The organism is Aquimarina sediminis (assembly GCF_002895435.1).
GTDB lineage: Bacteria > Bacteroidota > Bacteroidia > Flavobacteriales > Flavobacteriaceae > Aquimarina > Aquimarina sediminis.
On sequence record NZ_POYJ01000010.1, the window covers coordinates 25,197 to 40,532 of the forward strand.

The 15,336-nt window shown below is 34.1% G+C and carries 16 protein-coding genes; 3 read left to right on the top strand and 13 right to left on the bottom strand.

What is annotated here, in order from left to right; genetic code table 11:
- Positions 1–315: 315 nt before the first annotated feature.
- The 12 genes from C1X07_RS18505 to C1X07_RS18565 all read right to left on the bottom strand — a co-directional run bounded on the left by C1X07_RS18505 (position 316) and on the right by C1X07_RS18565 (position 9,735).
- Positions 316–1,524 (bottom strand): 3-oxoadipyl-CoA thiolase, encoded by a 1,209-nt coding sequence (locus C1X07_RS18505; RefSeq protein WP_103071528.1) that lies wholly within the window; start codon positions 1,522–1,524, stop codon positions 316–318.
- 166 nt (positions 1,525–1,690) lie between these two features.
- Complete coding sequence (locus tag C1X07_RS18510; RefSeq protein WP_241507285.1) at positions 1,691–1,960, bottom strand: four helix bundle protein; 270 nt, start codon at positions 1,958–1,960, stop codon at positions 1,691–1,693.
- A gap of 64 nt (positions 1,961–2,024) precedes the next feature.
- Entirely contained in the window at positions 2,025–2,450 is a 426-nt protein-coding gene (locus C1X07_RS18515; protein ID WP_103071529.1) for a PaaI family thioesterase, read from the bottom strand.
- A gap of 11 nt (positions 2,451–2,461) precedes the next feature.
- Positions 2,462–2,848: a four helix bundle protein gene (locus C1X07_RS18520; RefSeq protein WP_103071530.1), complete on the bottom strand. Its 387-nt coding sequence runs from the start codon at positions 2,846–2,848 to the stop codon at positions 2,462–2,464.
- Between the two features lie 32 nt (positions 2,849–2,880).
- Complete coding sequence (locus C1X07_RS18525; protein WP_103071531.1) at positions 2,881–4,044, bottom strand: 3-hydroxyacyl-CoA dehydrogenase NAD-binding domain-containing protein; 1,164 nt, start codon at positions 4,042–4,044, stop codon at positions 2,881–2,883.
- Positions 4,045–4,434: 390 nt separating this feature from the next.
- Positions 4,435–5,214, bottom strand: coding sequence for an enoyl-CoA hydratase-related protein (locus C1X07_RS18535; protein WP_103071532.1), 780 nt, complete (start codon positions 5,212–5,214; stop codon positions 4,435–4,437).
- Between the two features lie 43 nt (positions 5,215–5,257).
- Positions 5,258–5,761 (bottom strand): 1,2-phenylacetyl-CoA epoxidase subunit PaaD, encoded by a 504-nt coding sequence (paaD, locus tag C1X07_RS18540; protein WP_103071533.1) that lies wholly within the window; start codon positions 5,759–5,761, stop codon positions 5,258–5,260.
- 87 nt (positions 5,762–5,848) lie between these two features.
- Positions 5,849–6,604, bottom strand: a complete 756-nt coding sequence (paaC, locus tag C1X07_RS18545; protein ID WP_103071534.1) for a 1,2-phenylacetyl-CoA epoxidase subunit PaaC — start codon at positions 6,602–6,604, stop codon at positions 5,849–5,851.
- Between the two features lie 68 nt (positions 6,605–6,672).
- Complete coding sequence (gene paaB / locus C1X07_RS18550; RefSeq protein WP_103071535.1) at positions 6,673–6,957, bottom strand: 1,2-phenylacetyl-CoA epoxidase subunit PaaB; 285 nt, start codon at positions 6,955–6,957, stop codon at positions 6,673–6,675.
- A 63-nt stretch (positions 6,958–7,020) separates the two neighbouring features.
- Positions 7,021–7,977 carry a 1,2-phenylacetyl-CoA epoxidase subunit PaaA gene (gene paaA, locus C1X07_RS18555; RefSeq protein ID WP_103071536.1) on the bottom strand — a complete coding sequence of 319 codons (957 nt, stop codon included), beginning with the start codon at positions 7,975–7,977 and terminating at the stop codon, positions 7,021–7,023.
- 12 nt (positions 7,978–7,989) lie between these two features.
- Positions 7,990–9,063 carry a 2Fe-2S iron-sulfur cluster-binding protein gene (locus C1X07_RS18560; RefSeq protein WP_103071537.1) on the bottom strand — a complete coding sequence of 358 codons (1,074 nt, stop codon included), beginning with the start codon at positions 9,061–9,063 and terminating at the stop codon, positions 7,990–7,992.
- Positions 9,064–9,165: 102 nt separating this feature from the next.
- Positions 9,166–9,735: a TetR/AcrR family transcriptional regulator gene (locus C1X07_RS18565; protein WP_103071538.1), complete on the bottom strand. Its 570-nt coding sequence runs from the start codon at positions 9,733–9,735 to the stop codon at positions 9,166–9,168.
- Between the two features lie 118 nt (positions 9,736–9,853).
- Between C1X07_RS18565 and C1X07_RS18570 the strand changes: the two genes are divergently transcribed.
- Positions 9,854–10,291, top strand: coding sequence for an META domain-containing protein (locus C1X07_RS18570; protein ID WP_103071539.1), 438 nt, complete (start codon positions 9,854–9,856; stop codon positions 10,289–10,291).
- A gap of 14 nt (positions 10,292–10,305) precedes the next feature.
- Here the strand turns inward: C1X07_RS18570 and C1X07_RS18575 are convergent, their stop codons facing one another.
- Positions 10,306–11,952: a T9SS type A sorting domain-containing protein gene (locus tag C1X07_RS18575; RefSeq protein WP_164914197.1), complete on the bottom strand. Its 1,647-nt coding sequence runs from the start codon at positions 11,950–11,952 to the stop codon at positions 10,306–10,308.
- Positions 11,953–12,068: 116 nt separating this feature from the next.
- On the opposite strand from C1X07_RS18575, the gene C1X07_RS18580 reads away from it, so the two are divergent.
- Together C1X07_RS18580 and C1X07_RS18585 are read left to right on the top strand one after the other, a co-directional pair.
- Positions 12,069–13,829 (top strand): aromatic amino acid hydroxylase, encoded by a 1,761-nt coding sequence (locus tag C1X07_RS18580; protein WP_103071541.1) that lies wholly within the window; start codon positions 12,069–12,071, stop codon positions 13,827–13,829.
- Positions 13,830–14,154: 325 nt separating this feature from the next.
- A complete protein-coding gene (locus tag C1X07_RS18585) occupies positions 14,155–15,327 on the top strand; it encodes a DUF3103 family protein (protein WP_164914198.1) in 1,173 nt (390 codons plus the stop codon).
- Positions 15,328–15,336 lie beyond the last annotated feature (9 nt).

Here is a 15,336-nt window from a genome sequence, read left to right on the forward strand (position 1 = left end):
TAATCCCTAAAGGAGCATATTCGTATCAGGGTATTTTATTTTATATTATTTGTGTCTAACTTATTTTGAATTTCATTTTACCTTATTGCAACTTCATTTTATCAATCTTGAAACTCATTTATTCATTTTTAAACCTTATTTTATTCTTCTCGAAGGTCATTTGACTATTCTCAGATCTTATTTGATAATTCTTGAACCTCATTTGACCATTCACAGACTGCATTTGATCAATCTTCAAGTTCGTTTGATTATTCCTGAACCTTATTTGATCATTCTTCGAGTTTATTTGGTTTATCTTATTTTATATCTATCAAATTAAACATTTGTATTTTCAATTACGCAAGCATATCCTTGTCCCACTCCTACACACATAGTGATCAAGGCATAACGTTTGTTTTGTTGTTGTAATTCTAAGGCAGCAGAATATGCTATTCTGGCTCCGGTAACTCCTAGGGGGTGTCCTATTGCTATTGATCCTCCGTTAGGGTTTATTCTTGGGTCATTATCTTCTAGTCCCCATTCTCTGATACATGCTAGTGCTTGAGATGCAAAGGCTTCATTGAGTTCTATAACATCAATATCATCCATAGTAATTCCAGCTTTTTCTAAAGCTTTATTAGATGCTTGTACGGGACCAATTCCCATTATTCTAGGTTCTACCCCTACTACAGCAGAACTTACAATTCTAGCCAAAGGGTTAAGGTTATATTTTTTTACAGCATCTTCTGAAGCTACTATAGTCGCGGCCGCTCCATCATTTAATCCAGACGAATTTCCTGCGGTTACACTCCCATCTTTTTTGAAAGCAGGACGTAATTTGGCTAATATCTCTTTTGTTGTAGTGGGTTTTATAAATTCATCATTAGAGAATAGAATTGGATCTTTTTTTCTCTGCGGAATTTCTACAGTAGTAATTTCTTTTGCTAATCTTCCGGATTTTTGTGCATTGGTAGCTTTCATCTGACTCCAATGTGCAAAGGCATCCTGATCTTCTCTAGATATATTATATTTTTCTACCAGGTTCTCTGCGGTATTCCCCATACCATCTGTACCATACAGCTCATGCATTTTTTTGTTTACAAATCTCCATCCAAAACTAGAGTCATACATTTTTGAATCATTACCAAAGGCAGATGATGGTTTTGCTATCACGTAGGGACCACGTGTCATATTCTCTACTCCTCCGGATATAAACAGGTCTCCGTCTCCTGCTTTGATAGCTCTATTGGCATGAATTATTGCTGATAATCCTGAGCTACATAAACGATTAACAGTTTCTCCTGGCACAGTATAAGGTAAGCCTGCTAATAGTGCAGACATTCTGGCTACGTTGCGGTTATCTTCACCTGCTTGATTAGCACATCCCATAATAACATCATCATAAGCCTCTTTGGGAATATTTGGATTATTTTTGACTAATTGTTCAATTACCAAAGCTCCTAAGTCATCTGTTCTAACTGCTGATAATGTTCCTTTATAACTTCCTATTGGGGTTCTTATTCCGTCAATTATATATGCTTCCATGTTAAATTTTGAATATCGAATTTTGAATACTGAATATCGAAGTACCTCTCGAATAGTATTAAAAACTCATAGTTTGTTTTTATTTTGCGAAGTCCGGATACTAGTAACGAAAATCGCAATTAATTCATTATTTTCATTTAAAAGATTTTCTAATCTTTTAGTGTCTTTAATTAATTCTGTTCCTTTTTTGAATTTTTAAATTTATTAGAGACTCTCTTAATTCTTTCAGGCATAATTTAATTTTATGCACAAAATCACGAGATGATTCGGCACTTTGTGCTTCTCCATAATTTAAAGCAGCAGATGTTACTGAACGAATAAGTTGTTTTGACAAATGTTGCGAAGCATAATTTCCTTCTACTTTCCCACAAACTAAAATAGTATTAATGGAAAATTGAATTAATCGAGCTTCTATATCATATTTTACTTTTTTCATTTTCTATTATTAGTAAAAATCCAAACTTTATTATTTGTTATTCTTCAGTTCAATATTCGACATTCTACTTTTCCCAGTCTTTACTGGTTCTATATACTACTCCTTTAAACAGTGCTACTATATCATCTCCTCTCTTTACCTCTACGATATTAAAGCCGACTTTGGTTTTGGTTATATCAACGGTAGCTTCGGCTGTAATATAATCTCCTTCTTCGAGTGCCTCGATATGATTGATTGATGTTTCTATAGATACTGCATATTTACCGTGGGTATTGGCAGAAAAGCCAAAAGCTGTATCTGCTAGGCTATATGATATCCCTCCATGAGCTTTGTTCATACTATTGAGCATTTCTTTACGTATAGTCATCCCTACTTTACATCTTCCTTTTTCAACGTCAATAATTTCGATACCCAACCATTGACTGAACGGATCCAGACTGAGCATTTGCTCTGGTATGAGGTTTGAGGGAATAGGCTCGAGGTTTTTCATCTTTTAAATTCTTATTCTTTATTTTTTTTTATTCTTTCCGAAATTCTATTTCTAAATGTTGTTATCATTTTAGAAAGCTCAGTCAACATACTTCTATTTTCTTCATCTTCTACAAAAGTTATGTACTTTCTTAATCTAGCTTTAGAACTACAAGAAACACACTCATGTACGCTTTGCAAAGCATTTCCTAAATGGTTATAAAAGTGAGGATCGGTTCCCGACGAGCCTTCAGCGATATGTAAAGCTATAGCGTCTGCTGCCTTTTTAAACTGAGAACTCAACTCATACCTCTCTTCTTTTGGAAACTTTTTTGCCAACGTATTCACTACTTCTCCAAATTCCATAGCTTTTACATAGACTGTCAAGTTTTCGAACTTAAAATTATATTTAGAATCCATAATTTAATTACTAATGTCCAGCTTATCAGATCTTAAACCATTGAAAAAAAGTTCTTTTTTTCTTTCTTCATTTTCCTTAGCAATGGACTACATCTATACCTATCTTCATGATATTCATTATAGAGTTTATCTAACATATTGACACACCACTCCATTCCTTTTTCATCTGCCCATGTTAATAATCCTTTAGGGTAATTTACACCTTTGGTCATTGCATTGTCTATATCCTCTGCAGAAGCTATATTCCAGAAGAGCGCATCTGCTGCTTCATTGATCAGCATTACCAGTACTCTGTCAAAAATGTATTGCGATAATATCTCATCTTTTACAGGATCTTGTTTTACCGCATCCTCTCCATAATTATAATATCCTTTGCCAGATTTTCTTCCTAGATAACCTGCTTCTGATAATCTTTTTTGTGTAAAAGATGGTTTATATCGAGGGTCGTAGTAAAAGGCTTCGAATACGGTTTCGGTTACTGTATAATTGATATCATTACCTATAAAATCCATTAGCTCAAAAGGTCCCATTCTAAACCCTCCAAGTGTTTTTAAACTATAATCTATAGTTGCAATATCTGCCAGACCTTCTTCATATATTCTTAAGGATTCTCCATAAAAAGGTCGCGCTACACGATTTACAATAAATCCTGGGGTATCCTTGGCTAAGGCTACTATTTTTTTCCAGTCTTTAATAATGCTTACTACTTTATCGGTAACAGCTTCAGAAGTTTGTACTGCGGGTATTACCTCAACCAATTTCATCAAGGGAGCTGGATTGAAAAAATGAATCCCAATACATCGTTCTGGTTTTTGTAAAGAAGAGGCTATAGATGCTATTGACAAGGAGGAAGTATTTGACGCGATAATTGTATCTTCAGAAACATATGTTTCTAATTCTGAAAATACTTTCTTTTTGATATCCAGATTTTCGATAATAGCTTCGATAGTAAGATTGGCATCACTAAGTTCTTTTAAAGAATCTACATACGATATATTTCCTTGAATACGTGCTTTCTCATTTTGATCAATTCTTCCTTTTTCAATTAAGCGAGAAAGAATTTTTTCTAAAGCCTGCTTACTTTTATCTAATGCTTCTTGTTTGGTATCGAATACTTTTACTTTACAACCAGAAGTAGCGGCTACCTGAGCGATACCACTTCCCATTGTTCCTGATCCTATTACTCCTACAATCATATTTAATTTTGAATATTGAATAACGAATACCAAACACTGAAGTACCTATTTATCAGCAGATTGACAAACATTCATTTTCTGTTTTTATCTTGCGATGTTCGAATACTAGATACAAAAATCGCTATGAGTTCATTATTTTCTTTTATAATTAATTCTAAATTTTGAGCATCCAAATTTTGATTCGTTCCTTTTTGAATTTTCAAGTTTACTAGTGATTCTCTTAATTCTTTAAGACAAATGCTAATAAGCAAAATTATCGTCCAACTTTCCAAAAACTAGAATAATATCTATCGAGAACTTTATCAATCTATCTTCTAAGTCGTATTTGTAGTTTTTCACATTCTAAACTTTAGTATTCGATATTTTTTATTCGTTATTGGATATTCTTTTTTATTTACCTTTAAATATTGGTTTTCTTTTTTCTATAAATGCATTTACTCCTTCGGCATAATCTTCACTTTCTGCGGATTCTATCTGTAAGTCTGATTCTATTGCTAATTGTTCCTCCAGGGTATTTACCAAAGATTGATTAAGTAACCTCTTAGTCAGTCCTAATGCTTTTGTTGGCATCTTAGCCATTTTTGAAGCTAGCTTTATTGATTCTTCTTCAAAACTTTCTACATCAAATACTTTATACAACATTCCTAATTGTTCTGCTTCCTTTGCTCCCACTTTGTCGCCTAGCATCATTAAGGCTGATGCTTTTTGAAAACCTATCAATCGGGGTAGGAAAAAGGTTCCTGCACTATCAGGAATTAATCCAATCTTACTAAATGCTTGTATAAAGCTTGCTGCTTCAGAAGCCACTACGATATCACATGCCAGGGCAATATTGGCTCCTGCTCCTGCTGCAACCCCATTTACGGCAGCGATTATTGGCTTTTCTATAGCTCGAATTCTTTCAATTATTGGGTTATAGTGTTCTTCTAATATTTTTCTAAAACCCGGATTTAATTCTGGAGAAGTTACTTCTTTAAGATCCTGACCCGCACAAAAAGCTTTTCCGTTTCCGGTAAGTACAATGGCTCTTACTTCTTCATTAATATTACATTCATCCAATGTTTTTTGTAGTAATAGTGCCATTTCTCTATTAAAACTATTAAACGTCTCTGGGCGATTTAATGTTACTCTGGCTACTCCATTTTCAATTTGTAATTCGATTGAAGGCATATTTAGTTTTCTGTTTTGAGTTCTAGGTTATTATTATATCTTATTATTTAAGGCATTTGAAATAATCAAAAGGTTCTAAACAATCATTGCATTTAAATAATGCTTTACAGGCTGTAGAACCAAATTGACTTATCATCTTTGTATTCGTTGAACCGCATTGAGGACATTTAACTATTTTTTTACCACCAAGTAATGCTTCTTTATCTGCCTCCTCGTCTAACGGAGCTGCAATTCCATATTTTTCTAGTGCTTTTCTCCCTCTAGGCGTAATCCAGTCTGTGGTCCAGGCTGGTGATAAAACGAGTGATACTTTGGCTTTGATATTTGCTTTTGCAAAAGCATTGATTATATCATCTCCTATTACATCCATTGCCGGGCAGCCGCTATATGTTGGTGTAATGGTAATCTGAGCAATAGAATCTTTGAACAAAGCAGAGCGAACAACTCCCATATCCATAATGGATAATACTGGGATTTCGGGATCACTAACTTCTTCCAGAATCGGAATCAGAGTTGGATCAATATGTTGCTCAAATTCTATTGTCATAATACATATCAAACATTAAATACCCAATGATGAAGTTTATATTTCACTTCATAATTCAATATTTTAAATTTTGTATCTAGTATTCTTTTACCATTTCATATTAGGGTAAGTACGTTGCATATATTGCAAATCGGCAAGCAAATACCCCATATACTCAGTATGCACTCCTTGTTTTCCTCCTTTTTTAAACCATTTGGTTTCTGGGATATCCAAGGTGGCTTCTTCTAACACTTCTCTTAATTTTTGGTAATACTTTTCTTTTAAATCAAGTGTATTAACGCCAACTTTATTTTCGACTGCAATCTTATCATCATCAGTGCTATGAAATAACTCATCGGTATACTCCCACAGATGATTCACTGCCTCTTGTACTTTTTGATGACTTTCTTCTGTACCATCTCCAAGTCTTTTTATCCAATCTGAAGAAAATCTTTGATGATAGCTTACTTCTTTGATGCTTTTTTTTGCAATTGCCGCCAAGGTATCATCTTCACTATTTTGTAATTTTTCTAATAGTAATAAATGAAAAATATCAAAGAAAAATTGCCTTACAATTACATATCCAAAATGCGTATTGGGTTGTTCTACAAGAAGTACATTTTTATATTCCCTTTCTATCCTTAGGAAAGCTATATCATCTTCAGTCTTTCCTTCTCCTGATAGTTGAGCTACGTACTGATAATAACTTCTTGTTTGACCTAATAAATCCAATGCCATATTGGTCATTGCAATATCTGTTTCCAGATTTGGTCCGTGACCGCATAATTCTGATAATCGTTGTCCCAGAATTAAAGCATTATCTGCGATACCGTAGATATATTGTATTTTATTTTTGTCTTCCATTTTTAAAGTTTGCTTTTATTAAGCAGATTTGATCAAAACCAAGAGTTTTTTTAATACTCTTACATGTTTTACATGTGTTTTACTTCATCTGGCAATGTATAAAATGTAGGGTGTCTATATATTTTATCTTGAGCGGGCTCAAATAATTCTCCATTATTTTGAGGATTAGATGCGGTAATATGTTTAGATTCTACTACCCATATACTTACTCCTTCATTCCTACGGGTATATACATCTCTTGCATTTTCTAAAGCCATTTCTGCATCAGCAGCATGTATACTTCCAAAATGACGATGTTCTAATCCATTTTTACTTCTTACAAATACTTCCCAAAGTGGCCAGTTGTTTTTCATAATTATAGACCTTCACCTTCAATCTTTTTGCAAAGCCAAAAAAATATTAGCAAAGGATTTCATTTATATTGCTTTTTTAAGCTTTTTATCTTCTTGTTTTTTGGCATAAGCCATTGCTGCGTCTCTTACCCACTCTCCTTTTTCCCAGGCACTCACTCTGGCAGACATTCGTTCTTTATTACATGGTCCGTGACCTTTTACTACTTGCCAGAATTCATCCCAGTCTATTTCTCCAAAATCATAAGATCCTCTTTCCTCATTCCATTTTAGGTCTGGATCTGGAATCGTAAGTCCTATTAAATCTGCTTGTGGAACTGTTTGATCTATAAACTGCTGGCGTAACTCATCGTTTGTTTTACGTTTTAGTTTCCACTTCATAGATTGTTCTGTATGCACCGATTCTGCATCCACTGGACCTAACATCATTAATGATGGCCACCACCATCTATTTAATGCATCCTGAGCCATTTCTTTTTGCTCAGGAGTACCATTGGCCAAGGTAATCATGATTTCATACCCTTGACGTTGGTGAAAACTCTCTTCTTTACACACACGGATCATTGCTCTTGCATATGGTCCATATGAAGTACTACAAAGAGGAACTTGATTAATAATAGCTGCGCCATCTACTAACCATCCAATTGCTCCCATATCTGCCCAAGTTATCGTAGGGTAGTTAAATATACTGGAGTATTTAGCTTTACCAGAATGCAATTGTTCGTACAATTCGTCTCTCGATACTCCTAATGTCTCACAGGCACTATACAAATAGAGTCCATGACCTGCTTCGTCCTGAACTTTGGCTAACAAAGCTACTTTTCTTCTTAAAGAAGGAGCTCTTGTTATCCAATTTCCTTCAGGTAGCATTCCTATAATTTCAGAATGTGCATGCTGAGATATTTGTCGAATATGTGTTTTACGATATTTCTCTGGCATCCAATCTTTAGGTTCAATCTTTTCATCTCGAGCAATTCTTTGCTCAAAGATTTCTTCTAAATTTTTTATTTCTTTTTCGCTCATAACCATTGAGTTTTATACATCAAAATCAACCACTACTTTTTCTGTGGTTGGAACTGCCTGACAAGATAACACTAGACCTTTGGCAACTTCATCTTCTTCTAGTGCATAGTTTATTTTCATTTCTACAGTACCTTCGACAACCTTACATTTACAGGTACTACATACTCCTCCTTTACAAGCAAAAGGAAGATCAGCTCCTGAAGCCAGTGCTCCATCCAAAATATTATCGTACTCATCATCCATAGCAAAATGAAACTCTTTTCCACCATCAATGATTGTAACTTCGGTACCGTCAAATTTATGTTCTACTACTTCTGCTGCTTTTTTCTTATCCTCTTCTGTTATTCCTGAAAAGAAAAGCTCGTAATGAATTTTGTCTTTTGCCAATCCGGCATTAACCAGTTCATCTCTTATCAGAAATATCATTTCTTCGGGTCCACAAACAAAACATTCGTCAACACTAGGCACATCAATTATCTTCTCTGCTAGCTCTTGGATCTTCTCTGCAGTAAATCGACCATTTAACAATGGAATATCCCTCTGCTCTTTTGTTAGAAAATAAAATATTTCTAAGCGCCCAAAATATGTATTTCTAAGTGCCTCTATCTCTTCCTTAAAGATAATCGATTTAGCGTTTCGATTCAAGTAAAACAGCTTGAAAGTACTATTTGGTTCTGAAGCTAGATGGGTTTTGAGTATTGATAAAACTGGAGTAATACCGCTTCCTGCTGCAAAAACTATATAATTTTTTGCCTTAGTGGGTTCTACTTCTACAAAAAAAGATCCCATAGGAGGCATCGCCTCTATAACATCTCCTTCTTTCAACACATTATTAGCGAAGTTAGAAAACAACCCGCCATTTATTCGTTTAACAGCTACTTGCCATTTATTTTCGACCGGACTTGAACACAAAGAATAAGAACGCCTAACATCTTCGCCTCCTATAGAGGTTTTTAGAGTAAGATGCTGACCTTGTTTAAATAAAAATCTATCTCTAAACTCCTCGGGTATATCAAAAGTGATGGATACACAATCCTTTGTTTCTTTATGCAACTCAGAAACTCGTATGGGATAAAAATCAGTCATATCTTGTTTTAACTATATCGTTATAGTTAAACAAAACTAACAATTGTTAGTTTTATAAACAAATAATTACCTTTAAATTTTGTAATCTACTAAAAACAAAGACTATACTACTCCTTTTAAAAGGACAGATATCATATCTCGCTTCAATATATCAGAATCAATATTTTTTTGCTCTGGATACCACAAATACAATGTTCTTAGTGTAGACAAGGTAGAAAATACCATAATTTCAATACTACAAGCTTTAATCTCTCCTTTATCAACTCCTTTCTTCACTATACTTCTAAAATTATTTTCATAATCTTCTCTCATTTTTTCAAAATACTGTAGATTTTCTTCTTCAAGATGCATCCAATCATTATTAAGAGAGGCTAACCCATCAGCATTTCTCAAGGTTACATCAATATGTAAGGCTATAATATTCTCCATTTTTTGGAGCGCACTGTTGTCTGAATCAATAATTTTACTCATCCCTGTAGTAAACTCTTCAGCAAGTTCAATTATAATAGTAGAGAGTATTTCTTGTTTGGATTGAATATGGTTATACAAACTTGCAGCTTTAATCCCCATTGCCTTTGCCAAATCTCTCATAGTTACTGCACTATACCCTTTTTCTTTAAACAGAATGGATGCGGCATTTATAATTTCTTGTTTTCTACTTTCGGATTTCATTGACAGATATCTTTTATTTTCCTATCAAAAATAAATTTTAATCTTATATAACATACTTTTTTACAATTAAAAACAAGAATTATGATTAATTTGCCGTTTAAACACAAAGACCTAACTCATGAAACACTTAACTATCATCCTATTAACGATACTATTTTCAAATACTACTTCATGTAATACCCCAAAAAGCATCGCTACAAATAATGAGAAAACGGAACCTCAGTCATCTCAGATCACTAAATTCTTGATCACCTCTATTAATAATAAAGATGTCACAGAAAGCAAACTTCATGTAATTTTTAACGAAGAACTTAAAACTATCTCTGGCTTTGCAGGCTGCAATACATTTTCTTCCAAATACACAGTTAAAGATGATATTATCTCCCTAGGTTATCCTATGGCTACAAAAATGTACTGCGAAAAAAATGCTGCAATTGAGCAAGAGTTTTTTAAGACCTTAGTCCTCATTAAAACAAAAGCGATAGAAAAAGATTCTCTATTATTAAAAGATAGCAACAACAAGATTTTATTCTCTGGAATAAAAACTAACGAATAATTGCTATTTTGTTTTTAGAATCTCTGGCTTACTATAATTTTTTTGGTAAAAGAAGCTCCATTTGACGTATTTGTTACATAAACAAAATACATTCCTGCTGATCTATTCACCATATTGATTTCTTCTTTTTCATTTGACAATCGTCCTGAATCTACTTGCTGCCCAGAGATATCATAGATAATATAGTCTAAAATACTCACGGCACTGTTAGAAATAGTGATTACAGCTTTTGAAGCATCAAAATAGACAACCACATCTTCTCCATCAACAGGTTTTGTTGGATTCTCTTTTTCTTGAGATAACATATTTAATGTTGCTCTTCCTGTATTAGCAGAGTCTAACCAGTTTGAAAGCCTGGTTGCATCAGTCGTTCCAAAGTTCCAGGATATATTAAATCTTCCGTAGTAATCGGCAAGATCATTATCAGTTGTCCCAGAACATGCAGCTCCTCCTCCAGAAAGTTGCCCGACTATCCTTCCTTCTGGATTAAAAAGAGCTGAACCAGAAGATCCTCCTTCTGTAACTCCCAAATCCCAATCGGCAATTTCCCAAGAATCTACAGGAATCGGGATTCCTCCTATTGAAGTTTTAATGTTTTTAAGTTTATTATTTTCTCTACAGACCTTCATAATATCCGCATTTGGGTGATGAATACCTACAGCATATTCTGGAGCCGTACTCGTTCTATCCCAACCTGCCCATTCTAACTCCCAAGAATCATCTAAACCTCCATCTAAGTTTAGTAGTTTAAAATCAGATTCTGGATTAGAAGCCAATAAGGTGGCTCCACTCGTTGTTTGATTAACTGTTGCATCTGTACTATTTGCCGTGGTACCACACGAAGGATCAGGACTAATCCAATTAAAACGAAATGCCCATGTAGATTCTGCACCAGCATTACAGTGATTTGCTGTTAAAAAATAAGGTGCTTTGTCATTACTCGTGTTATTAATTAATGTTCCTGTACAAACAAAGCCTTGCATGACGATAAAAGCAACCGAGTGCTTTAACTTTTCTTTTAACGGGTCAAAATCTGCTCCAACGGTACAATCAACATCTTGATTACAGTCTCCTGAACTTCCTAAAGCTTTCTGGTTTACCTCAGCGTCAGTTATTGATCGATACCCATGAATCAATTTACTAATATTCAATTCACCCTGTCCTGCTACCGAAGCAGGTTCAAAATATTCTATCCAAACATTATCTCCTTGCACTAACCAGGTACCTAACATCTCATCTGGTCTGTTAAAAATATTAGTATACGCCCCTAGTAAATCGGATCGATCATTATTATATAAATACACTGTAGCTCCTCTAGGAATTTTATAGGTATCAAAAATAAAATTCATAGTCTTAGCTCCTTCAGAAATAAAGTTTATTCTCCATATCCTATCTCCATTAGGAAACTCATCCCATACTCCTGAGTTCTTTAATCCAAAATTTACGTTTACTTCGTACCCAAATCTCCAAGGCATTGATTTATCTATATCATTCTTAGCATCTTCTGCTTTTATCTTGGCTAAATCAACTTTCTTAATAAGCATAGGAACAATACTTTTCTTCTTCTGAAGTCCCCAACTTACAGGCACACCTTCATTAGAAACCTGAGCACTAGCACCTAACACACATAATAATCCTAATACGATAAGCTTAAATTTCAAAATCATTTATTTTTTAATTAACAAAAGCAATTTAACCTTTTAAAGATACTTCAATATCAAAATAAAACTATTATTTTCCCATTTAAATTGTCTTTACCAATATTTATTTTTTCTATATGTCCTCTAACATAACATCCAACCCCTTAATTGACAGGCTTCCACCTCACTTAAAACAATTCATAAAACCACAAAATTATGAGGAATATACTCCAGTGGATCAAGCTGTATGGAGGTATGTTATGCGAAAAAATATTTCTTCACTAAGCAAATCTGCTCATCACTCTTACCTAAACGGTCTAAAGAAAACAGGTATTTCTATTGATGAAATCCCAAGTATGTATGGAATGAATAGAATCCTAAAAGAAATTGGTTGGGCTGCGGTTGCGGTTGATGGCTTTATTCCCCCCAATGCTTTTATGGAGTTTCAGGCTTATAACATTTTGGTTATTGCCTCAGATATAAGACAACTTGAAAACATAGAATACACCCCTGCTCCCGACATTATTCATGAAGCCGCAGGACATGCTCCTATTATCGCTAATCCTGATTACGCAGAGTACCTTCGTAGATTTGGAAAAATAGGGTGCAAAGCAATTTCTTCTAAAAAAGATTATGAAATGTATGAAGCTGTACGCAAACTTTCTATACTAAAAGAAGCTCATCATACAGCCCCAGAAGATATAGAAGTAGCAGAACAACTAATAGAAGAGTTACAAAACCAAAAAGAAAACCCTTCTGAAATGGCTTTGATTCGTAATCTACACTGGTGGACAGTAGAGTATGGTTTGATCGGCTCGGTTGAAAAACCAAAAATTTATGGCGCTGGATTATTATCCTCGATTGGAGAGAGCGAATGGTGTATGACAGATCATGTTAAAAAACTACCTTACTCTCCTGAAGCTGCTTTTCAGGATTTTGATATTACCAAACCTCAACCACAGCTTTTTGTTACTCCTGATTTTGCATATTTATGCCAGGTATTAGAAGAATTTGCAGATACTATGGCCTTAAGAAAAGGAGGACATCGAGGACTAGCCAAATTAATCGAATCAGAAAACCTTGGCACTATAGAATTAAGTACAGGGCTACAGATTTCGGGAGTTTTTACCCGAATGATAAAAAATGAGGACAACGAAGTTATCTATTTTGAAACCAGTGGACCAACTGCATTATCATTTAGAGAAAAGGAACTTATTGGTCATGGGGTTGATGCTCACCCTAAAGGACTTAGATCCCCCCTAGGCAAATTAAAAGGTATTAATCTTGCTATCGAAAACATGTCACCCAGAGACCTAAAAGCATACAACTTTTATGATGGAGAATACATAGAGTTTGAATTCGAAAGCGGAATTACTGTTGCGGGTAATAATATTACCGGTATGAGAAATATTCAAGGTGAGTTAATTTTAATTCAATTTAGTGAGTGTACTATTATGTACAAAGGTGAATATCTATTTAGACCAGAATGGGGAACATTTGATCTAGCCGTAGGAAAAGAGATCGTAGCAGCATTTTCGGGTCCGGCAGACGACTACTCTTTTGACCTTGTTACTCATACATCATCTACTGTTACTGCAAAGCGAACATATTCTAAAAAAGAAATTGAACTCCACTCTCTCTATGAAGCCGTTAAAAATATTAGAGAAGGAAAAAATACAAAATTTTCACTAGAAGCTACTTTTGATATTTTAGAAAAAGATCATTCAAACGATTGGTTGCTTCCTTTAGAAGTTTATGAATTAGTATATGACAGAGACCCTAATTTTGCTTCCCGTATATTAAATCACCTCGAAAATATAAAAGCCAAAAGAACCAAAATTAAACACTTAATAGATAGCGGTCTTAATACAGTCATTAGTTCTGGTTCTAAAGTATAGAATAAAGCTCTTTTTTTTCGTAATTCCTATGTCAAATTTTACAGCTTTCAGAATCTTTAGTTTGCTGTAATAAATTCGCGCCCTAAACAGAAATTCTTGTCGAAACTAACCAAAAAGAAAACAAACAACTAAAAAACAACGACTTACAAAATTAATTCATTTTATTATGCATGCATAATAAATTCGTGAAAACCAAAAAAATAACTATTGTTTTTTATGGTTTAACCACAGTAAACACGCGCGCCCACCCCCATGAAAACCTGCACTATACCACATTCTTTCCTTATTTTTAAAAGACTAATACAAACTTAATTATATGGAAATTATGAAAAAATCAATTTTACTTTTAAATGTTCTAATCATTTCATTGTTTTTTTTCAGTTGCGAGACTGAAGAAGTAATCATCAACGAAGCCAATAATGTTGAAAATGAAAACTCAATAAGCAAAAAAAAGATAACTTTTGATTTAATTGACTTACTCGGCAATACAGAGTTTAATACTAATGTAATTAATACACTATCAAATAACCACACACCTGGAATCAAATTATCTGAACTACTAGAGAAGAACACATTCATTTCTGACAAGAAAGCATACTCGTCTCTGAAAAATATAGTGGATCAAGCGGATGAACGGCTAAAATCTAAAGAACTACCAGACCAGATAGAAATTCCGGAATTATGGTTACAGAAACCTAATAGTAAATCCATCAATTATGATAACCTTCTAATATCATATGCTCCAGAAGGAGACGAGGAGTCATGGACAAATATCGAAGCATATACTCTTGATAAGCAAAAGGTTTATCTCGACATTAAAGAAATCCCGAATGTCCCTGTTCTTGTTATAGAAACTAAAGGCTATGAAACTCTAAAAGCCGAAGTAGACTATATGAATAAACAATTACAAAGTGCTGGATTACAAAACAACCGTTTTAGTCCTAATAAAATGGATCTAAGCCCATCTTCAAAAAGCAATAATGGTCTTGAAACTACAAAATTGGACAAAATCAAATTAAATAATGATGAAGAACCCTGGATCAGCGGAGCGGCAGAAATCTATGCTATCACCTCTGGGATAAAAAACGCCAACAATGAAGCAGAAGTAAAGATTATCCCAATGTATTATCTGGATTATGATGGTACCACTTATTATCCTAATCAAATTATGCTTTTCTGGGACGATTATAAGTATCAGGCAGCAAATATTCAATTATTCGAAAAAGATGACAATTATAATTACAAACAATTGGTTACTATTATTGTTGATGGTATTTTTCAAATAGTTGGTACAGTATATGGTCAGCCATGGGTAAATGTACTTGGACAGGTAGCTGGAGCAATTTTACAAGCGATGCCAGACGAATGGTATACTAATAATGATGATTATGTAGATTCTTTATACACTATCCAAAAAAATAAAACATATACCAATCATGTAGGTGCACGAGGCAATGCAACTGTCTCTTTATCTCCGTTATTTATCTCTAGCAATTAAACACAACAC

Coding starts and splice junctions, on each gene's coding strand:
- C1X07_RS18515 (WP_103071529.1), bottom strand. CDS start 2,450: ATGAAAAACCTCGAGCCTATTCCCTCAAACCTCATACCAGAGCAAATG.
- paaB (WP_103071535.1), bottom strand. CDS start 6,957: ATGAAAAACAACTGGCCACTTTGGGAAGTATTTGTAAGAAGTAAAAAT.
- C1X07_RS18525 (WP_103071531.1), bottom strand. CDS start 4,044: ATGATTGTAGGAGTAATAGGATCAGGAACAATGGGAAGTGGTATCGCT.
- C1X07_RS18560 (WP_103071537.1), bottom strand. CDS start 9,063: ATGACTGATTTTTATCCCATACGAGTTTCTGAGTTGCATAAAGAAACA.
- C1X07_RS18535 (WP_103071532.1), bottom strand. CDS start 5,214: ATGCCTTCAATCGAATTACAAATTGAAAATGGAGTAGCCAGAGTAACA.
- C1X07_RS18505 (WP_103071528.1), bottom strand. CDS start 1,524: ATGGAAGCATATATAATTGACGGAATAAGAACCCCAATAGGAAGTTAT.
- C1X07_RS18570 (WP_103071539.1), top strand. CDS start 9,854: ATGAAACACTTAACTATCATCCTATTAACGATACTATTTTCAAATACT.
- C1X07_RS18585 (WP_164914198.1), top strand. CDS start 14,155: ATGAAAAAATCAATTTTACTTTTAAATGTTCTAATCATTTCATTGTTT.
- C1X07_RS18565 (WP_103071538.1), bottom strand. CDS start 9,735: ATGAAATCCGAAAGTAGAAAACAAGAAATTATAAATGCCGCATCCATT.
- paaC (WP_103071534.1), bottom strand. CDS start 6,604: ATGGAAGACAAAAATAAAATACAATATATCTACGGTATCGCAGATAAT.
- C1X07_RS18520 (WP_103071530.1), bottom strand. CDS start 2,848: ATGGATTCTAAATATAATTTTAAGTTCGAAAACTTGACAGTCTATGTA.
- paaA (WP_103071536.1), bottom strand. CDS start 7,977: ATGAGCGAAAAAGAAATAAAAAATTTAGAAGAAATCTTTGAGCAAAGA.
- C1X07_RS18510 (WP_241507285.1), bottom strand. CDS start 1,960: ATGAAAAAAGTAAAATATGATATAGAAGCTCGATTAATTCAATTTTCC.
- paaD (WP_103071533.1), bottom strand. CDS start 5,761: ATGACAATAGAATTTGAGCAACATATTGATCCAACTCTGATTCCGATT.
- C1X07_RS18580 (WP_103071541.1), top strand. CDS start 12,069: ATGTCCTCTAACATAACATCCAACCCCTTAATTGACAGGCTTCCACCT.